This window comes from Lysinibacillus sp. FSL K6-3209, assembly GCF_037976175.1.
Lineage (GTDB): Bacteria > Bacillota > Bacilli > Bacillales_A > Planococcaceae > Lysinibacillus > Lysinibacillus sphaericus_D.
In genome coordinates, this window is sequence record NZ_CP150264.1 from 1,873,116 (window position 1) to 1,892,513 (window position 19,398).

The following is a 19,398-nucleotide window of genomic DNA, read 5'->3' on the forward strand; positions in this document are numbered from 1 at the left end:
TTCCTCCTATTTCGTTTGTATTTTTAACCATTTATCCCGATGAATAACCTCTATCGGGTAATTGGTTAATTCATCAGTTCGTTTTCCCATTGCGTGTGCTAGCTCGAGTGATGAATATAAAACTTCGCCGCGCCCAATCAGCTTATTATGGCTGTATACTTCAACAACGTCACCTTGTTCGAAGTCTCCTTCAACACGATAGACACCTGCTGGAAGTAAGCTTTTGCCATTTTCTAATAATGCGTGCTCTGCACCGTTATCTATAAAAATTTTACCAGAAATTTCCGTTAGCGCAATCCACTGTTTATTATTTGTTAAGACAGCGAGTGCTTCATGTTCTACATATGTGCCATCGCCATGACCATCTAAAATATGGATTAGCTTTTGAGCCCCGTAGCCCGTTCCGATAAATACTTTAACGCCTGCATTTAAAGCTGCACGGGCTGCTAATAGTTTGGACTCCATACCACCTGTTCCAACTTTAGAGCCAGCACCGTCAGCGAAGCCTAGCATTTCGTCTGTTACTTCTGTTAACCGATCAATGCGTTTTGCTTGCGGATTTTTATTGGGATTGGCATCGTATAAACCATTAATGTCTGTCAGAATAATGAGCTGGTCTGCATGAACAAGCCCACTGACAAGTGCGGATAGCATATCATTATCCCCAAATGTTAATTCGCTAACAGATACCGTATCGTTTTCATTAATAATTGGGAGCATCGAGCGCTCAAGTAATTCCTCAAATGTTGCATAGGCATTTTTATAGCGTTCTTTTTTCGAAAAATCAGTCCGTGTAAGTAAAATTTGAGCAGGCATTATATCATAAATACTAAATAGTGCATGATAGGTTTGGATAAGCAAACTTTGACCGACTGCTGCTGCTGCTTGTTTCCCTTTTACTGTCACAGGGCGAGAAGGGTAGCCGAGTTGTTTAAAGCCTGCTGCTACAGCACCTGACGAAACTAGTAAAACTTCATGTCCACATTTTTTTAATTCCGCAATAGCTTGCACGTGATCCATTAAGCGTACTTTATCAATTTCGCCTTTTGCATTAGTTAAGGAGCTACTGCCGATTTTTACAACAATTCTTTTTCTTTCCATCCTAATTCCTCCAGTTCACCATTTGGGGCATTCCCATCGCCTAAGCCACAAATTGCTGAATAAAGATAAAAAAACCTTTTCGTCCTAAAAATTAGGACGAAAAGGTTGCTTTCCGTGGTACCACCTACATTGAATATCTTGAGATATTCCACTTTCCTCATAACGCTTGAGACTGCGCCTAGTTTGGCTAGGACGTTTCACGAAGTAGGTTCTGTAGTCTTTTTTGTACAATGTCTTACAGCCGATGGACATCGCTCTCTTACCAATTAGTTTCTACGTACTAATCTTCGTTCGTTTTATTGGTATCATGTATTTTGCAGAGATTGCGGATATAACATAACCACAAGTTCTCATTCATACTACTAATTGAATAAAGAATGCACTACTTCTTTGTGTCTGTCAAGCTGAATAGAAAAATTGTGTATAAATTAGGACAAATCGCAGAGGTTTACAACTATCAATAAACATTTGAATATTGAGAAGTTACTATTATTTTAACCACCAAATGGCAACGAATAGAGGCAGCATCGCCAATATCATCACAAAGAAACTCCACAAAATTTGTTTCCCTGTTGTCATGTTTTTAGGTTTAATACTTATTTTTTCATAGAGTGCGTTAATCGCACGTTGCTCTTTTGCATAGAGCATTGATTGAAATTCATCATAATCTTGAATATAACTAGATGGGGGCCTTGGACTAAAACGAAGATTTCGAATATCTTCCGTAATATCATTTTCGCCAATCCAGTAGGTAATAACGGGTGCTAAGCCTGCAGAATGCATTGCTTGAACCTTGATATCGTGTGTTTTCATTTTATAAAAAACATTTCCTTGCTCGTCCTCAAATTCTTGAACAATATCGCTTACTGCCATCGACGAATCACCTCTTTCTTAATACAATAAGGATTGAATTCATAGTGTTGAATTCTATTATAATGCATAAACGAAGAGAAATGTTGCGTGAGCGAGCATTAATGAGGATAATAATTTTCTATAAAAAAATTATATATAGTCATAAAGTTACAAGTGGCGTGTAGTATAATGTAAATACAACCATTGTAATTATGGTTTTTTCTAACAAATAGCGGGGGGAAGGGTAAAATTGGAACTTTCGTCGTTACTAGCATTTTTAGGTGCAGCTATTATTTTAACTATAATGCCGGGGCCGGACAATTTATTTGTCCTTGCGCAAAGCATTACACAAGATAAAAAGGCTGGAATTGCGACTTCACTAGGTTTATGTACGGGCTTACTTGTACATATCGGAGCTGCAGTTTTAGGTATCTCAGCCATTGTCTATCAATCGACCGTTATGTTTTCGATTGTCAAATTTGCTGGGGCTGCCTATTTATTATACTTAGCATGGCAATCATTTCGAGCGAAGAATGATGCATTTACATTGGAGCACCAAAATATTCATACGTTCGCTTTGCTATATCGAAAAGGAATTTTAATGAATATCTTAAATCCAAAAGTTTCTTTATTTTTCTTAGCACTATTGCCACAGTTTGTAAATCCGTTACTTGGACATGTGGCGTTACAAATGCTTATTTTGGGGATGGTATTTTTAGTGCAGGCACTGATTCTATTTTCATTAGTTAGTGTTTTTGCTGGGAAAGTAAGGGGAATAATTATAGGTAAACCTACTATTGCAAAACGCCTGAATATCGTACAAGGTGTACTATTTACATTTATCGGTATAAAAATCGCACTTAGTAAACAATAAAAGGAGGAGATTGTATGGCTATTTTACATATTACCTTTAGCTTGTCTACACAAGGGTCCATTAAACACGCGATTCGACAAAACCATTTACAGCGGGAAGAGTCAGTGATTTGTATTAATGATAATTTCTCTATTGGCCCACTTACAAGTATGGAAGAGCGAAAAAATTGGTTGGATACCCATATTTTTAAGGATGTAGAAGAACAAGAATTATATGAAGACATCCACAACAAGTGGACAAAAGCGATAGCTGGCATCCCATGTGATCTGGATGTTTGGATTTGGTATAGTCAAAATGCGCATGAAGAAATTGCTTTACGTTATGTGATGAGTGAGTTTGTCAATAAATGCAGCATGGTATTTGGTATAGATGCCACGGCTGGTTTACAGCGCATACAACAAGACATGTCCATTCGTTATACCGGTGAGTTATCAGCGGATATGTTAATGAAGTTACGTCCAGAAGCGAAGCGTTTTACAATTGAGGAGTGTCAGCGTCTAGCTAAAGAATGGGACGAGCTCAAGCGAAATCAAAGTATATTGCGAGTTTGGCAAAATGGCATTGTTCATGTAAACGAGAATATGTTTGATGAAAAAATTATGAACAGTGCAAAATATTTACAAGCTAGCAACAATGAGCAATGGCTTTCACCAGTGAATGTTATTGGGCAAATGGTAAATATAACGAATGACTATATAAATGAAACATTTATTGAAAATCGATTACTCTACTTGGCTCAACAAGGACTATTTGAAATAAGCGGTGACACAACGGATATAAATGCATATAAAATAAACTATATTGGACAATAAGTTAAACGCTCATGAGAAAAAGTGTTAGATTGATTTGAAGTCAATCTAACACTTTTTTGTTATGTTGTTGTTCGCGTCTTACTTTTTGAGCAAAATTCACCCATCTTTTTGTTCCTTCATTTTGAGTGCCAGCCTCTTTAGTCGCGTTCTCTCGAAGGACCCATCTTCTCATAATAATCAAGAACAAATTGCTGGAATTGCCGTGCGGAAGGTGGAAGGTAACGATTTTCAATCCAAGCCATTCCAATTATGCGTTCACATACCATATCTTCAACATGTATTTTTACGACCTTATTTGGATTAAGGTCTTCATCATCAGGTAGGAGGGATACCCCAAGACCAGCTCCTACAAAGCCAGCAACGGTAGAGACCTCATCACCTTCATACGTAATTTTAGGCTTAATGCCCGCAGCATTTAACAGTCGATCAGCAGTCCGGCGTAATGCATAGCCTTTTTTCATAAGGACAAAGTTTTCATGCTCTAGTTCTTTCATCGTTATACTTTTACGATTGGCTAGATGATGATCGATGGGCACCATGATATAAAGCTCATCTCTCCATAGTTCTTTCCAACAAACAGGTGGTTCGGTATCAATTGCTGCAAGCAAACAAAGATCTAGCTCACCTGCAAGTAGTTGTTTAAGCTGGGAGTGCGAATAGTTTTGTGTGAAATGAAAGCGGATATGCGGATGTTGCTGACGAAAGGCGCGGATCAAATCAGGGACTATACTTGTTCCAAGTGTATGTAAGAAGCCCAGTGACACATCTCCAAGCTCAGGATTATTGAGCTCCTGTAATTCTAAAACAGCTTTTTCATATTCTTTACGCATACGTTGCACGCGATATAAAAACAATTCTCCGTAGCGATTTAGCATGATTGAACGTCCTTGGCGGTCAAATAAAGGAACACCTAATTCCTCCTCAAGCTTTGAAATCGAACGACTTAGTGCAGGCTGTGAAATCGCTAAAACATCTGCTGCACGTGTCATATGTTCAAGCTTCGCTACTGTTGCAAAATATTCCAATTGTTGCCATTCCAATTTCACTCACCTCTAATAATAGTATGGATATTAGTTACCTGCATTATAACGGTAAAAGGATAGGAAGTATAGGCAACTTGGGAAAATTTTAAATGGCAGCTCATCGGAAATTAAACAAATGAATTTTTTAAATTTAGAAGCACCTCCAAAGGGTGATTACAGAAGGAATTAACCTTACACCATTCATGCATAAAACGTATCGAAACGATAAAAACTATAAATTGTACATTATGAATAAAGGGTGTTAAGATAGACACATAAAATACACAAATACAAATTTCCGTGAAGGGGATATTATAAAATGAAGTTATCAAAGCCGCAACCTCTAACAATTGAGGGAGGCAAAAAAGCCGTACTATTACTGCATGGATTTACAGGTAGCACAAAAGATGTGAAAAAGCTAGGGGAATTTTTATCCAAACGTGGTTATACCGTTCATGCACCTATCTATAGTGGGCACGGGGTAGAACCGGAAGCCCTACTAGAAACAAAACCTGAAGACTGGTGGAACGATGTAGTAGAAGGCTACAACTTCCTAAAAGAAAAAGGATATGAAGAAATCGCAGTAGTAGGCATTTCACTTGGCGGAGTTTTTTCATTAAAAGTAGCAGAGCAATTTCCTGTTAAAGGAGTTGTTGCCATGTGTGCGCCGATAACACGCGATAGCTCAAAAGGATTATTTACACGTTTATACAATTATGCAAGACTTTATAAACACTTTGAAAACAAGTCCAAAGATCAAATTATTTCTGAACTACATGAATTACGCATTTCACCAAAAGATTCTTTAGATGGCGTAACACGCTTAACAGAAGAAACACGTGAAGATTTACCTGCAATTAAAGCACCAACTTTAGTATTGCAAGGATTATTAGACGATGAGCTATATCAACAAAGCGCTCCGTTTATTTTAGATACAGTTAAAACAGATGATAAAGAAATTATTTGGTATGAAAATTCTGGTCATATTATTACGTTAGATAAAGAACGTGATAAAGTGTATGAAGACGTGTACAATTTTTTAAACCATATAGAGTGGTCTGTTGCAAACTAAGAGCTGTCTTCTGACAGCTCTTTTTATTTGTTAATTTTTACTTAATAAGCTAGGAACTGTACTATTAGCATTTATCTTAGAAAAAACTATTGTTTTTATAATAAATGCCTGTTACCATAATGAAATTGTAGTGAAAATTCATTCGATTTAACTTATTTCAGCAAAACACCTTTATTTCTATTAGTGAACAACGAATGCGATAAAATTACTGAAGAGTAGTGGTTCGAACTCTAGCTGAAGTAAGAAAAGCTTCATTGGATATTTTACATTCTAAATGAAGCATTTCGAGCAAGCTCGAAAAAATCTGGACGCAATTACGCTAAGGCGTAATTATTCTTGCTTCAATAGGGTGAAGCAAGAAAGCCTCCGGCGGATGTCACAGATTTTGAAGAGGAGCATTTCAAGCAAGCTCGAAAAAAATCAGGACGCAATTACGCTAAGGCGTAATTATTCTTGCTTCAATAGGGTGAAGCAAGAAAGCCTCCGGCGGATGTCACAGATTTTGAAGAGGAGCATTTCGAGCAAGCTCGAAAAAAATCAGGACGCAATTACGCTAAAGCGTAATTGATATTTGCTATAGTCAAACACATCTAAGGAGTACATCAATTATGCAAAAGAAAATACCTTTTTCTACATATGCAGTCATTGGAACGATGTTATTTGGACTGTATTTTGGAGCAGGAAATCTTATTTTTCCAATTCAACTTGGACAACTAGCAGGGACTAACTTTTGGTTTGCTCTTGTCGGTTTTTTAGTAACGGCAATCGGATTACCATTTTTAGGTATTTTAGCGATTGGTTTATCGGGCAGTAATGGACTGCGTGATTTAGCGAGTCGTATTCATCCTTTATTCGGCGTTATTTTTTCATTAGCGTTATACTTAACAATTGGTCCTTTCTTTGCTATTCCACGAACGGCAACAGTGCCATTTGTCGTTGGCTTTGAACCGTATATTAATGCGGAACATACAACCATGTTACTGGCTTTGTTTAGCTTTATATTTTTTGCCATTGTCTACTATTTCTCGTTAAATCCAGCGAAGATTATGGATTATATCGGGAAGGTATTAACACCAGCCTTTTTAGTTGTCTTATTTATTTTAATAATTATTAGTATTGTAAAGCCGATGGGGCACTTTCAACAGCCAATAGGTGATTATATTCAATCTTCCTTTATGACTGGCTTTAAAGAAGGCTATAATACAATGGATGCACTAGCATCGCTAGCATTTGGTATCGTTGTCATCAATGCTATTAAAAATGCAGGGATTACAGATCGTAAAGAAATTGCTAAGGCAACATGGAAATCAGGCATCTTTGCGATGGCACTAATGACGTTAATTTACGGACTTATTACGTATATGGGCGCATCTAGTATTGAATCTATTGGAACATTTGACAACGGTGGTTTAATTTTCGCAGCGGTTGCAGATCATTATTTTGGCTCATTTGGTGCAATTTTATTAGCGGTCATTATTGTGCTAGCTTGTTTAAAAACGAGTATTGGCTTAATTACTTCTTGTAGTGAATTTTTCCATGAAGTGTTTCCAAAGGTTAGCTATAAAATGTTTGTTCTATTATTGTGTGTCGTGTCCTTCTCTATTGCGAACTTTGGTTTAAATAATATTATACAATTTGCTATTCCAGTGCTTATGTTCTTATATCCACTTGCCATTGTTCTGATTTTACTTGCTTTAAGCTCTTCATTATTTAACAATAAGCAAGCTGTATACGCATCAGCTATGTTTTTGACGTTTTTCGTTAGTCTCATCGACGGCTACAAAGCGCTCATTATTAGTATACCTGAGGCACAATTAAGCTGGTTAGACACAATAGAGCAACTATACTCCGATGTTTTACCACTATATGATATCGGTTTAGGATGGATATTACCTGCTGTCATTGGGGTAGTGATTGGCTTGATTTTGCCTTCAAAACAAACTAAAACCATTCAATAGTTTTGCTATTTAAGTGATTGTACCTATAAAAGAGTGTTAGATTGAATAAATGTCAATCTAACACTTTTTCTTATTTTTATATACGAAAATAATATATGCAGAAAATTTATTCAATTTAATTTATAATGTTACTTATGATTGTGATAAGGAGAAGGTGAGCAAATGCACGAACTTTGGATGTTTACAGCAGTGGCGCTAATGATTGTTATGGTGCCTGGAGTAGATTCACTGCTAGTTTTAAAAAATACAATCGTACATGGCAAAAAAGCAGGCTTTTTTACAATGGTAGGGATTGTCCTAGCACTAATCGTGTGGACAACTTTAGCAGTACTTGGTCTTGCAACGATTATATCAAAATCAATGGTCGTATTTTTAGTGATCAAGTATGCTGGTGCAGCTTATTTAATTTATTTAGGTATTCAGTCATGGCGTGCAAGGGCACAAAATATGATGTTGCAAGAAGAGGTTACTATCAAAGAAAATGGAGAAAAAAATATGCCGCTTAGTTGCATGACCCAAGGCATTACAACGGACTTATTAAACCCAAAAACATTGCTATTATATGTAACATTAATGCCTCAATTTATTCAACCAAATTTTAATATTAACGCGCAATTAATAGTGTTAGCAGGTATTTTAATTGCCTTATCCATTGTTTGGCTTGGCATTGTCATTCTTGTGATGAATGTAATCCGCAAATGGTTTATGAAGCAGACTGTACAAGCAATGTTTAATAAAATAACAGGTGTAATGTTAGTAGGCATTGGTGTTCGCATTGCCACTGAAAAAGTATAGGAAAATTGAAAAAAAGCACGCAATGGTCAATTTCCATTGCGTGCTTTTTATTACCCTTAGTAGGCAGTCCAACCACCATCTACGGCAATAACCTGACCATTTACAAAGCTCGCTTCATCTGAACCTAAGAATATAGCAAGTTGGGCAATTTCTTCTGGTTGTCCAGCCCGAGGATTGATGGACAAGCCAAGTGCCTGACGAGCCGCCCCGACTTCACTCATATTGGTCATTGTTGAGCCAATGTTAGTCATAACAGCACCTGGTGCAATCCCGTTGCAACGAATATTTTGATTGGCATACATAAAAGCTGTATTTTTTGTTAAGCCTACGACGGCATGTTTAGAGGCAGTGTAGGCAGCGCCTGCGCGAGCACCATAAAGTCCGCCAGCAGAAATATTATTAACAAAGACCCCATGCCCTTGCTCAAGGAAAATTTCTGTTGCCATACGCATTGAGCGCATAACAGCTGTTGTATTGACAGCAAATACTTTATCCCAACGCTCATCGGAAATTTCACCGACAGGCTCCATACCATCCATAATACCCGCGTTGTTAACTAAAATATCTAGTTTACCAAAATGGTTTTTGGTCTCATCAAATAAGCGTAGCAAGTCTTCTGCTAGAGCAACGTTTGTTTGTATAGCGATAGCTGTGCCACCAGACGCCTGAATACCATCCACAACAGCTTGCGCACCATCTAAATTTAAATCTGAAACAACGACTTTCGCACCTTCTTTAGCATAACCTTCTGCGATTGCTTTCCCCATACCTGATGCTGCACCTGTAACAATTGCTACTTTATTTTCTAATCTCATGTCAAAAGACCTCCTATTCTAACGATTAATTATTGAACATGTGTTCATTAAAATATTATAATATCCATGTAAGCGATTTCAATATGCAGAATTCATAGAACTGTTCAGTAAGCAACACATTTTAAAAAATTGTATAGTAAGGGGTAGAAAAAATTGACCGTGAACGATTTACGAGTAGTCAAAACAAAGCAGGCGTTACATAATGCATTGCTCACGTTGCTAAGTGACAAACCGCTAGAAAATATATCGATTGCTGAAATATGTCGTGTGGCAAAAGTGAATAGGGGGACATTTTATTTACATTACGAACAAAAGGAAAAGTTGTTTGAAGAATATTTTCAGGAAATTGTTGAGGATTTATATCATGCTTATGAGGAACCTTACCGTGCAGCATCGACTATTATTAAAAACGAGCTAGATCCAAATACGATCCAGATTTTTCATCATATAGAGCGTTTTAAACTATTTTATCGCATTGTTTTTTCTAAAAATGTTCCGCTAACCTACTATTATATGTTGTTTGATGAAATACAATCGTTACTAAAAAGAGATTTAGCGCAAAATAAAATTGGGGAAATAAAGACGGATTTTTATAGTGCTTATCAAGCAAATGCCATAATTGGCATAATAATTGAGTGGTATCGGCATGATTTTGCGGAAAGTGCCAGTGAACTAAACAAGCAACTCGCTGCCATTTTACGGTTTGAAGAAAATAGTGGAAATCGCCACAAACAATAAAAAATCGCCACTATACTTGAAATACTCGTAAACTAGCAAAAAAATGTTAGATTGAAAGCCATCAATCTAACATTTTCCTCTTTTGTTCAATTATTGAGCTGTAGGGCTTTAGGTTTTTTTAGTGCAACTGCTACGATTGCGATTGCTAGTGTAACAACGATAATCATACCTAATGAACTGCTATTACTTATCAAGCTTTCAGTGTTACCGCCAAAAATAATTGTATAGTAACCGTCAGCACCGTATGTCGCTGGCAAAAGAGAAGCGAGGCGGTGGTAAAATTCTGAAAGCAACGCATTCGGTACGAGGACACCAGATGTAACAAGCTGCAATGACAGTGCACAAATATTAAAGACCATGCCAAGATTACCAAATAAGATAACAAAAACTTGTGCTAAACATAGGAAAGCCCAATACATAAAACCTTGGAATAAATAAATAGTAATTAAACTTTCATCACTCGAAATCGCAAATAGCTGCATTAAACCAATTGTTAGTAAGGGCAAAATAAATGCAACAGCAAAATTGAGCAATTGTCTTGCAAAAAATAAAGACCATTTCGAAACGCTATCTTGAAGCATTTGGGCTGCTTGTTGGTGTTGCATAATCATCACCATTGCACCAACGAATGAAGAAATAATCACCATTAACGGGACAAAATTCGCAGCAAACTCTTTCACATCATTTGTTTTCATAATAGTCGATTCAACGATACGATCTTTTACACCCATAATGGTTGTCGTGACAGTATCCTGAACAAGCAAGGCGGTGTTTTGTTCTATTGGAAGTTGCGAGAATTGTTGTGAAAACGCTTTGACAATTTCTCCTTGCTGTACAGGATATAGCTGATGATTGATTTCATTTGTAGTCTGTTTTGCTACGCCCTCCATCATTGTTTTGGCAAGGCTTGCGTTCGCCTGATTAATAGAATAAATAATGTTTGCGTCTTTACCTGCTTTGAGCTGAGCAGTGAAGTCAGCAGGTATGTGAATTATCATATGAATATAACGGTTTTCCAAATCCTTTTCCGCTATATCAATGGAAGAATAGTCTTTGGACGCAAAGGGCAAAGACTCTTTAAGCCCATCTATTACTTCTTGCCCAAAGGCAGTATCCTCGCTAATATAGCCAATTGTTAAATTATCTGTTCGATCATTTATGCCATCATATGCTGTCATCCAAATAGAAAAAAATATTAATTGAAATGCAACTGTAGCGACAATGCCAATATAAGTTTCACGAATTTTAAATAATGCTTGTAATCCTTTTGTCATATCCTCTTATTGCCTCCTATAAAGTAAGTACTTGCTTGCATTGTAGGGAAAAATTTTTTCTAGGAAGTTAAACCCCTAGAAAAAATTGCAACACTTGTTTTTAACAGTTCTTCTGTTGGAAGGGTAGAAACGATTGTACCTAATCGAGCGCGTGAAATAAAGTGACCAAAATTAAGGGCTATAAGAGATAGTGCAGCCGCTTCAAAGTTGACCTCGCGAATTTTTCCTTTATGATGCATTTCCTTAAAGTAATGTATTAGTTCATTTTTAAAGAGTAAAGGAACATTTGCTATTTCAGCATTTATTTCAGGAAATTGCATCGATTCCTTAAAGCCAATCATCACAAAGTCCTTGATAGACATCATATACTCGAAATATTGCATTGAAAAGCGGGATAAATCCGTTTCTAAATCCCATGTCACCTCTTCACGCATTGTTTTTTGCAAAATTGGGTTGTAAGAAAATTTGTCTACAATCGTTTTTAAGAGCCCTTCCTTATTGCCAAAATGGCGGAAAATAGTGACTTCATTGACTTGTGCTAAGTCGGCGATTGCCTTCGTTGTGGCTGCGGTATAACCTTTTTCGCTAATTAATTGTAAGGCTGCATCAATTATGCGTTGTGCTGTTTCTTTTGTTGCCAATAAACTAAGTCCTCCTATGCAAGTAGTTACTTACATGCTACCATGCGCTATTTAGATTGGCAATAAAAATAAAGCGCTAAATTATTAAAAAATGTAGGAAGTCGAACTCTAACGTTTGGTTCGTGGGTAAACAAGTATGGTATTTAAATGTTTATGCCATACTATTCTATTATCGTTGTTGACAACTATATCGGACGTTGATATATTTTAATTATATCGTCAGCCGATATATTGTTAGACGATATATTGAAGGAGGTTTTAGTATGACACAGGAATATCCTCCGTTAACTGAGGGTGTTTATTATATTTTGTTGGCATTATTTGAAGCGCGTCATGGCTATGGCATTATGCAATTAGTGGAAGAAATGAGTAAAGGTCGTGTTCGTCTTGGCGCAGGTACAATATACGGCGCTATCAAAACATTGTTGGAGCGACAATGGATTGAGGCATTGGACGATGATGGACGCAAGAAGGAATATATAATTACAGAAAATGGGAAGAAAGTGGTTGAATACGAAATTTTGAGATTAAGGGAACTTTTTGACAATGGTATCCGTATAACGAATGGAAAAGCTTAAAAACGCATTTGCATGTAGGAGGTGTTGACATGAAAAAAATTAAATTTCGCTTTTTTTTAGATTATGAAAAAGAAGAGGCATGGGTAAATGAATTGGCTGCACAAGGATGGCATTTACAAAAAAACATAATAAGTTTCTTTGTATTTGAACAAGGCGAGCCAGGAAAGTATATTTACCGCAATGAATTAGTTGAAGGTAAAAAGAAAGATTATTATGAATTTTTGGAAACGATGAATATTGAATGCGTTTCTAAATTCGGTGTTTGGGCATATTATCGAAAAGAAGCGATTGATGGGGACTTTGAATTATTCTCAGACGCACCTTCTAAAATACAATATTTAAAATCAATCACTAGATTGTTTATCCCAATTGCGTTGCTCAATATTATCATTGGCATTTTCAATATCATTACGGGATTTACGGCGTCGCCAGTAGCGTTCATGTCTATTAATCTTGGCATCTTGAATATGGTGATGGCGCTGTTCATGTATGTACCGATTCGAAAAATTCAAAGACGTAAAAAGCATTTGGAACATGATTTACATATATTTGAGGGGTAGGGAGGATGAAAGATGACATTACAATTACAGCATGTCACAAAAAAATATAAAGATTTCACAGCGGTGGATAATTTAAATTTCACTATTGAGAAAGGTGAGATTTTTGGGCTTATTGGTCAAAATGGTGCGGGCAAAACAACGACTTTTCGTATGATCTTAGATTTACAGGAAACAACTGCTGGTACGATATCTTGGAATGGGAAGCCAGTCAATTCGATTAACCGAGATGTACTTGGTTATTTACCAGAGGAGCGTGGGATTTTTCCTACGATGAAAGTAGAGGACCAATTATACTTCTTTGGAGAACTGCGAGGCATGAAAAAAGCAGAGCTTAAAAAAGATATTGATTTTTGGATTAGCCGTTTTGACTTAGAAGAAAAGCGCAAAGATAAAGCAGAAACCCTATCAAAAGGCAATCAGCAAAAAGTACAGTTGATTGCAAGCTTTATTCATAAACCCCAATTTTTAATTTTAGATGAGCCTTTTAGTGGTCTTGACCCCGTAAATAAAGATTTACTAAAAGATGCCATTTTACTGTTAAAAGAACAAGGTACAACCATTTTATTTTCAAGTCACCAAATGGATAATGTGGAAGAACTTTGTGATCATTTATGTTTACTAAAGCGGGGCGTCTCCTTATTTTCCGGTAGTTTATTAGATTTAAAGAAACAATATGGGAAAACAAAGCTGTCTGTGCGTAGTAATTGGTCTACTACGGAATTACTTCAGCTCGAAGGTGTGAAAGATGTGCGTGTAGAAAAAGAGCAAACAGTGTTATTGCTTGAAGATGAACGTTTTGCAGAAAGTATTTTCCAACAGTTGTCAGCGGGCAAGTATATTGAAAAATTTAGTTTAGATTATTTAACATTGGACGAAATCTTTAAAGATAAGGTAGGTGGTACCGTTGTCGAAGTTTAGTTTGTTAATGAAGCAATTATACAAATCAAAATTAAAATCGAAATCATTTATATCAATGACCCTTCTATATGTAATTGCGATGTCCGTTGCTATTTTTTGGTCGGATATTAAGGAGCTTTTTACAGGCAATGATGAGGCGCAGCAAATTGCCATTGTTAATAATACGAGCGCAGATTTAAGCGGGATTTTTGTGTCCAATAGTGATATAACATTTATTCAAGATGAGTCAAATATTAAAAAGTTGGAACAACAAGTCAAGGACGGGAAGCTCGCTGCACTTGTTGAAGTAAGTGATCAGAACGGTCAATTGCATGCGGAAATTTCAACATTTCAACCGTTAAAGCTAAATGATCAATCGACGATATCATCTTTATTACAATATGCAGGTCAGCATTATGCTGTGCAAAAGCTATCTCTAACTTCAGACCAAGCCGCACAAATTATGGCAGCAAAAACGGTTATTTCAAATAAAAATTTAAATGAAGCATCTACTGGCGGAAAAAGTGAGGAAGAAAAGCAATCAGGGCTTTGGGTATCCTATGCTGTCGGTATTTTAATTTACTTCTTTATTTCTACGTTCCTATCAATGATTACAACTGAAATTGCTTCTGAAAAAGGCTCACGTGCGATGGAAATGCTATTAGTAAGTGTGAAACCAGCAACGCATTTTAAAGCAAAAATTGCAGGTGTCTTGCTGCTAGCTATGACGCAAATGGGCATTATTGCAGTAGTCTTCCTTATCTATGCAAAATTCGCGAAAAACGGTGTGATTTGGGAAATGGCGACAAGCATTGTGAAGGAGCTATCGGTTGGCTATGTGTTATATGCGATACTATTTTTAGTATTAACAATTATTTTATATTTAATAGTCGGTGCATTATTCGGCTCATTAGTATCGAAAGTAGAGGAAGCAGGTCAAGTATTGATGCCTGCAATGATGATTACCTTAATCGGTTTTTATGTGATGCTGTCAGGTATTGGCAATCCAGACACAATTATTATTAAAGTCTTCTCGTATATTCCGTTCACTTCTGGAATGGTGATGCCTATGCGTATTGGGGCAACAGATATTGGCATGATCGAGCCATTACTGTCCCTTGGTATTTTATTGGTGACTATTATTGTCGCTTATTTATTTAGCTTGTCATTCTATAAACGCAGTGTCTTAACGTATAGCACAGGCGGCGTAATTCAAAAGTTTAAAACCGTATTAAAAGTAACAACATAATGATGGAAAGAGGCTGGGACAAAGGAGAAGAAGTGTTAGATTGACTGCCATCAATCTAACACTTTTTTGCTATGCCGTTGTTGTCCGCTACGGCGGTGCTTTCCGCTCAGCACACCGTAAGCCGCAACCCTCGCTAACGCGCGGAATGCCAGCGTCTAACATTATGTGCTGTTCTAAGCTGGAGTCACCGCCTTCGCTACCAACAACTAGTGAACACTTCTAATTTTTTAAATTGCAAAAGCAAGAATAGCTAAGGTCTTCATATAGCAAAAAATTATGAACACCTTTCGTCTGTTTCTTAAATTTTTTTAGTTATGTCCCAGCCCCTTTTTTTAATAATATAAAAAACGTTGATTTCCGTTCCAAGCGCTCCCTTTTTTGCAAGCATGGCTCCAACGGCGGACACCACAAAAATGGATTTTCTGCTCGTGCTGTTCCTGCTAGAGTGTCGTGCTTTCCACTGCAATCAATTGCTCCTGCCCATAAAGAAATCGAGGTAACATTCATAAAAATACATCATATTTATTATAGTCAGCTGTCTGATAGCTACTAGAATGTGACTGTTTTCGACATTAATATACTAATTTTTAGAAAAGATGTAAGGTGAAATGAAGAATCAGTCGAATTTTTAGTTCAAACAAGCTATAATTTGGGGAGTAGTCATTTTGTTGAAGAAGCGATAAGTGTCGCAATCTAACTTAACTTTCACGTAAACGCTTGAGATAGATGAAACTTTTTCATCTCGTAATCGTATGTAATAAAAGAGATAAATCGCAGGGGGTATTACTTATGTCTGAAATGAACAACGACTTGTTAAAATCAAAAGATCCATTCGCAACCGAAAATCCACTGCTACAACCTAACCCGTTGTTGCAGGCTGAATCAGTACAAACACCAACACTTATTTCTGAACAAGAGTTATCACAAATTGCACAAAATCAACTGGCATTAAAGAAAGATCCTGAAGTGCATGCACTTGCGCAAAAAATTGATGTGAAAGACCAAATCGCCATGTTAGAGCTAGGCAAAGAAACAGCGAATGGTATTTCTACATTTTCAGATAAAATGTTGGCAACAATGAGAGCGAGCAAACTTGAAGAATCCAGTGTTTTATTAAATAATTTAAATAAAGTAATGGATAAATTTGACCCGCAAGATTTTGCGGAAGAGAAAAAAGGCGGCTTCCTGACAAAGCTGTTTAGTAAAGGGAAAGAACAATTAGAAAGATTTTTATCGAAATATGACAGCATGAATAAAGAAGTCGATGTCATTTACCGTGAAATTCAAAAATATGAAGTTGAAATGAAACGAAATACAATCGACCTAGAAAATTTATATGACCAAAATTTAAACTATTTCCAAACGTTAAGTAAATTTATTGCAGCTATTGAAGTCAAGGCAGAAGAAGTACGTTCAGCCTTACCTATGTTAGAGCAAAAAGCGCAAACAGGTGACCAACTAGCAGCTATGGAATTTGAAACGATGCAACGTGCTGTAGAATTATTGGAACAACGACGTTATGACTTAGAAATGGCGCAGCAAGTATCATTCCAATCGGCACCGCAAATTCGCTTAATGCAACAAGGTAATAACCATTTAATCGGTAAAATAAACTCAGCCTTTGTTACAACAATTCCAATTTTTAAACAAGGTCTAATTCACGCTGTAACATTAAAGCGTCAAAAGCTAATTTCAGATTCAATGAGTGAACTGGATCGTCGTACAAATGAAATGCTTGTACGCAATGCTGAAAATATTAGTAAAAACAGCGTGAATATTGCCCGTGCCGCAGGTAGCCCAAGCATTAAAATTGAAACGATTGAAACAACATGGCAAACAATTATGGCAGGCATTCAAGAGACAAAACAAATTCAAGCAGAAACAGCAAGAAATCGTGAAGAAGGCCGTAAACGTATTGAAAAACTACAACTGGAATATGAAAAACTAAAAAAAATGTAATAATAAAACAGAAGACTGTAGACAAACTTGTGCAAAATGCAAGTTTGCCTACAGTTTTTTTATTTTCACTAATATTTAAACTACATTGAGTGGAAATCCCCTTAAAAAATCCCTTTCCGATGAAATTTTTCATTTATTTCACAGTTATTTTCAACTTATTTCATATTTTTACCGTATCATGGTGAATTGAAAGGAGATTGGAAATAATGAAAAAACTAGTCGTTTTAGGAATGATTTTGTTAAGTATTCTCGCTATCAATTTTATAGACAATAAGCACGACCTGAATGCGGAGGCAGCTAAGTCTAGTTTAGAAAAGGATGTACCTAATAATACAAATTGTGCATTTTGTAATATGGTTGTGTACCAAAAAAAAGACAAAATGGGTGTTTTTTCAGGACAGGCTATAAAGAAGAAAGGGAAGGTAGTTTATTACGACGACATTGGGTGCCTTTTATATGATGAAGTAAAAAATAAAGCAACTTATAAAAAGTATGTTCGTGATTTCAATACACTAAAGTGGGTTCAAGCTGAAAAAGCGACTTATGTTAGAACTACGCTAGCATCCCCAATGGACGATGGGTTTATCTGTTTTGCAAAAGCATCTGATGCCAAGGCCTATGTTGCCAAACATTCAGATACAGAAATTGTTTCGTTTAAAACCGTACAAAAAGAGAGCATTGAAAAATATCAATAGGTATATAGAAAAAAGCTTAATTGTGAAAGGAACATATTAAAAATGAAAAATATTTTACGCGTTGGATTGCTTGTATGTGTAATGGTAATAGCGTTTTTAACTGGTAATCAACATTCAACTGCCCTTGCAGCGATGACAGATGTGCAAGTGATTAAAGATGGAGAAGTCGTTTATTATAAAGATGTATTTTCAGCGTTATATGATGAATTAAATGAGGGGGTAACACGCACAAAAAATGTAAAGGATTTTAGTACAAAAAGATGGGTTCCGTTAGATTCGGTTACAATCGTTAAATTAAATGCATTAAAAAATATTTATTTCGCAAAAGAAGTAGCGGCAGATAATTATATTAAGACGTATCAAGAGAAAAATAATAGTACTTTGAAGAAAGTTAAATTCAGTACAATTCAAGCGAGTGCTGAGGAAAAATATAATAAAGAAGCACCTAGCCTTGAATTGAATGTAAGTAAAACAACACCGACGACGACAGATGTGACAGTGAATGTAGCTGTTACAGATAATGAGAAAGTAATCTTGAAACAATGGGCAAAGGGTGCAAAGCCAGCAAATCAATTTTCAGAAACCGACACAATATTCACAGAGAACGCATTTACAGTAAGTGAAAATGGAACGTATACGGTTTTTGCTATAGACAATAATGGGAACAAAAGAACGAAATCCATAACAATCACAAATATTGATAAAGCGGCACCAACCATTACATTGTCAATCCCTGAAAGCGATGTAACAGCGGTTAGTAAAAAAATACAAGTTCTTACCACTGATGATAATGAAATCCAAAATCAGAAATGGGCTTATGGAGATAAAGACGTCGAATACTTTATAGATAAAGGTTCAAAAATTGCCACTTTGCAAAATGAGAAACAAAAAGATAAAATTATTGCGCTGAAAAATGGCGTTTATACAGTATACGCAGAAGATAAATTAGGCAATAAAGCAGTAAAAACAATTACGATTGATGGCATTTCTGAATTTACAGAAGTAACACAAACGGGGGTTCATTGTGAAGTTTGCCGTATGGATCTACATAATACTGACCCAAATAAAGTGTACGCTGCCAAAGCAATTGACCAAGAAGGATATACGCATTATTTTTGTCGAATTGGATGCATGTACCATCAAGAACATTCAAATGGTTTAGCATTTACGAATAAATATGTTCGCGATTATGGCGCAACAGCACCACGCACAAATAACTGGATTGATGTTGAAAAGGCGATAACGGTAAAATTTAATAGTAGCGAAACAGCTAAAGGCATTATGGGATGGAAACTATTCCACTTCTCTGATTTATCAAGTGCAGCAAACTACTTAGGTATGAGCAAAGAACATGTAGTGGCTGAAAAATTAGAAAATATTATGGAATATACGAAAACGAATAATAAGGGCATGAATTATCAATATGAGGTTGATAAAATAGCGCCGTAATATACGTTTGTCATTGAGACTAAATAGAAAGCGAAAACGCCAGTATCGTATTTGTTG

19 protein-coding genes are annotated in these 19,398 nt (G+C 36.3%); 13 read left to right on the forward strand and 6 right to left on the reverse strand.

The window, feature by feature from the left end:
- Nucleotides 1–6: 6 nt before the first annotated feature.
- Both proB and MHH88_RS08920 read right to left on the reverse strand, forming a co-directional pair.
- Entirely contained in the window at nt 7–1,101 is a 1,095-nt protein-coding gene (proB, locus tag MHH88_RS08915) for a glutamate 5-kinase (protein WP_069511376.1), read from the reverse strand.
- A gap of 489 nt (nt 1,102–1,590) precedes the next feature.
- A complete protein-coding gene (locus MHH88_RS08920; RefSeq protein ID WP_339262505.1) occupies nt 1,591–1,974 on the reverse strand; it encodes a sodium:proton antiporter in 384 nt (127 codons plus the stop codon).
- Between the two features lie 229 nt (nt 1,975–2,203).
- On the opposite strand from MHH88_RS08920, the gene MHH88_RS08925 reads away from it, so the two are divergent.
- Both MHH88_RS08925 and MHH88_RS08930 read left to right on the forward strand, forming a co-directional pair.
- Nucleotides 2,204–2,827, forward strand: a complete 624-nt coding sequence (locus tag MHH88_RS08925) for a LysE family translocator (RefSeq protein ID WP_339262507.1) — start codon at nt 2,204–2,206, stop codon at nt 2,825–2,827.
- Between the two features lie 14 nt (nt 2,828–2,841).
- Complete coding sequence (locus MHH88_RS08930) at nt 2,842–3,639, forward strand: DUF1835 domain-containing protein (protein WP_339262509.1); 798 nt, start codon at nt 2,842–2,844, stop codon at nt 3,637–3,639.
- A gap of 137 nt (nt 3,640–3,776) precedes the next feature.
- Here MHH88_RS08930 and MHH88_RS08935 read toward each other — a convergent pair whose 3' ends face one another.
- Nucleotides 3,777–4,679 (reverse strand): LysR family transcriptional regulator, encoded by a 903-nt coding sequence (locus tag MHH88_RS08935; protein ID WP_069511369.1) that lies wholly within the window; start codon nt 4,677–4,679, stop codon nt 3,777–3,779.
- 301 nt (nt 4,680–4,980) lie between these two features.
- Between MHH88_RS08935 and MHH88_RS08940 the strand changes: the two genes are divergently transcribed.
- From MHH88_RS08940 to MHH88_RS08950, 3 genes are all read left to right on the forward strand, one after another.
- Nucleotides 4,981–5,733: an alpha/beta fold hydrolase gene (locus tag MHH88_RS08940; protein WP_339262510.1), complete on the forward strand. Its 753-nt coding sequence runs from the start codon at nt 4,981–4,983 to the stop codon at nt 5,731–5,733.
- Between the two features lie 608 nt (nt 5,734–6,341).
- Nucleotides 6,342–7,691, forward strand: a complete 1,350-nt coding sequence (brnQ, locus tag MHH88_RS08945) for a branched-chain amino acid transport system II carrier protein (protein ID WP_339262512.1) — start codon at nt 6,342–6,344, stop codon at nt 7,689–7,691.
- Between the two features lie 162 nt (nt 7,692–7,853).
- On the forward strand, nt 7,854–8,486 hold the full coding sequence (locus MHH88_RS08950; RefSeq protein WP_069511366.1) for a LysE family translocator: 633 nt from the start codon (nt 7,854–7,856) through the stop codon (nt 8,484–8,486).
- A gap of 56 nt (nt 8,487–8,542) precedes the next feature.
- On the opposite strand, the gene MHH88_RS08955 is transcribed toward MHH88_RS08950, so the two are convergent.
- On the reverse strand, nt 8,543–9,301 hold the full coding sequence (locus MHH88_RS08955; protein WP_339262514.1) for an SDR family oxidoreductase: 759 nt from the start codon (nt 9,299–9,301) through the stop codon (nt 8,543–8,545).
- 153 nt (nt 9,302–9,454) lie between these two features.
- Between MHH88_RS08955 and MHH88_RS08960 the strand changes: the two genes are divergently transcribed.
- Nucleotides 9,455–10,039, forward strand: coding sequence for a TetR/AcrR family transcriptional regulator (locus MHH88_RS08960; RefSeq protein WP_339262515.1), 585 nt, complete (start codon nt 9,455–9,457; stop codon nt 10,037–10,039).
- Between the two features lie 86 nt (nt 10,040–10,125).
- Here the strand turns inward: MHH88_RS08960 and MHH88_RS08965 are convergent, their stop codons facing one another.
- A complete protein-coding gene (locus tag MHH88_RS08965) occupies nt 10,126–11,313 on the reverse strand; it encodes an ABC transporter permease (protein WP_339262516.1) in 1,188 nt (395 codons plus the stop codon).
- 59 nt (nt 11,314–11,372) lie between these two features.
- Nucleotides 11,373–11,954 carry a TetR/AcrR family transcriptional regulator gene (locus MHH88_RS08970; RefSeq protein ID WP_339262518.1) on the reverse strand — a complete coding sequence of 194 codons (582 nt, stop codon included), beginning with the start codon at nt 11,952–11,954 and terminating at the stop codon, nt 11,373–11,375.
- Between the two features lie 263 nt (nt 11,955–12,217).
- Between MHH88_RS08970 and MHH88_RS08975 the strand changes: the two genes are divergently transcribed.
- The 7 genes from MHH88_RS08975 to MHH88_RS09005 all read left to right on the forward strand — a co-directional run bounded on the left by MHH88_RS08975 (nt 12,218) and on the right by MHH88_RS09005 (nt 19,341).
- Nucleotides 12,218–12,532 (forward strand): helix-turn-helix transcriptional regulator, encoded by a 315-nt coding sequence (locus MHH88_RS08975; protein ID WP_103976929.1) that lies wholly within the window; start codon nt 12,218–12,220, stop codon nt 12,530–12,532.
- A 29-nt stretch (nt 12,533–12,561) separates the two neighbouring features.
- The gene (locus MHH88_RS08980; RefSeq protein WP_069511346.1) at nt 12,562–13,092 is read left to right on the forward strand and encodes a DUF2812 domain-containing protein; all 531 of its coding nucleotides are present in this window, start codon (nt 12,562–12,564) and stop codon (nt 13,090–13,092) included.
- A gap of 12 nt (nt 13,093–13,104) precedes the next feature.
- Nucleotides 13,105–14,010 (forward strand): ABC transporter ATP-binding protein, encoded by a 906-nt coding sequence (locus tag MHH88_RS08985; protein WP_069511344.1) that lies wholly within the window; start codon nt 13,105–13,107, stop codon nt 14,008–14,010.
- Nucleotides 13,988–15,238 carry an ABC transporter permease gene (locus MHH88_RS08990; protein ID WP_339262521.1) on the forward strand — a complete coding sequence of 417 codons (1,251 nt, stop codon included), beginning with the start codon at nt 13,988–13,990 and terminating at the stop codon, nt 15,236–15,238. Before MHH88_RS08985 ends, MHH88_RS08990 begins: the two co-directional genes overlap by 23 nt.
- 789 nt (nt 15,239–16,027) lie before the next feature.
- Nucleotides 16,028–17,197 (forward strand): toxic anion resistance protein, encoded by a 1,170-nt coding sequence (locus MHH88_RS08995; protein WP_024363515.1) that lies wholly within the window; start codon nt 16,028–16,030, stop codon nt 17,195–17,197.
- Nucleotides 17,198–17,403: 206 nt separating this feature from the next.
- The gene (locus tag MHH88_RS09000) at nt 17,404–17,892 is read left to right on the forward strand and encodes a nitrous oxide reductase accessory protein NosL (protein WP_024363523.1); all 489 of its coding nucleotides are present in this window, start codon (nt 17,404–17,406) and stop codon (nt 17,890–17,892) included.
- Nucleotides 17,893–17,934: 42 nt separating this feature from the next.
- Entirely contained in the window at nt 17,935–19,341 is a 1,407-nt protein-coding gene (locus MHH88_RS09005) for a nitrous oxide reductase accessory protein NosL (RefSeq protein ID WP_339262522.1), read from the forward strand.
- The last annotated feature ends 57 nt before the right edge of the window (nt 19,342–19,398 follow it).

Bases quoted from the DNA above. Each gene is read 5' to 3' on its own strand.
- MHH88_RS08965 (WP_339262516.1), bottom strand. From the start codon at position 11,313: ATGACAAAAGGATTACAAGCATTATTTAAAATTCGTGAAACTTATATT.
- MHH88_RS09000 (WP_024363523.1), top strand. From the start codon at position 17,404: ATGAAAAAACTAGTCGTTTTAGGAATGATTTTGTTAAGTATTCTCGCT.
- MHH88_RS08985 (WP_069511344.1), top strand. From the start codon at position 13,105: ATGACATTACAATTACAGCATGTCACAAAAAAATATAAAGATTTCACA.
- MHH88_RS08930 (WP_339262509.1), top strand. From the start codon at position 2,842: ATGGCTATTTTACATATTACCTTTAGCTTGTCTACACAAGGGTCCATT.
- MHH88_RS09005 (WP_339262522.1), top strand. From the start codon at position 17,935: ATGAAAAATATTTTACGCGTTGGATTGCTTGTATGTGTAATGGTAATA.
- MHH88_RS08950 (WP_069511366.1), top strand. From the start codon at position 7,854: ATGCACGAACTTTGGATGTTTACAGCAGTGGCGCTAATGATTGTTATG.
- MHH88_RS08955 (WP_339262514.1), bottom strand. From the start codon at position 9,301: ATGAGATTAGAAAATAAAGTAGCAATTGTTACAGGTGCAGCATCAGGT.
- proB (WP_069511376.1), bottom strand. From the start codon at position 1,101: ATGGAAAGAAAAAGAATTGTTGTAAAAATCGGCAGTAGCTCCTTAACT.
- brnQ (WP_339262512.1), top strand. From the start codon at position 6,342: ATGCAAAAGAAAATACCTTTTTCTACATATGCAGTCATTGGAACGATG.
- MHH88_RS08995 (WP_024363515.1), top strand. From the start codon at position 16,028: ATGTCTGAAATGAACAACGACTTGTTAAAATCAAAAGATCCATTCGCA.
- MHH88_RS08920 (WP_339262505.1), bottom strand. From the start codon at position 1,974: ATGGCAGTAAGCGATATTGTTCAAGAATTTGAGGACGAGCAAGGAAAT.
- MHH88_RS08940 (WP_339262510.1), top strand. From the start codon at position 4,981: ATGAAGTTATCAAAGCCGCAACCTCTAACAATTGAGGGAGGCAAAAAA.
- MHH88_RS08975 (WP_103976929.1), top strand. From the start codon at position 12,218: ATGACACAGGAATATCCTCCGTTAACTGAGGGTGTTTATTATATTTTG.
- MHH88_RS08980 (WP_069511346.1), top strand. From the start codon at position 12,562: ATGAAAAAAATTAAATTTCGCTTTTTTTTAGATTATGAAAAAGAAGAG.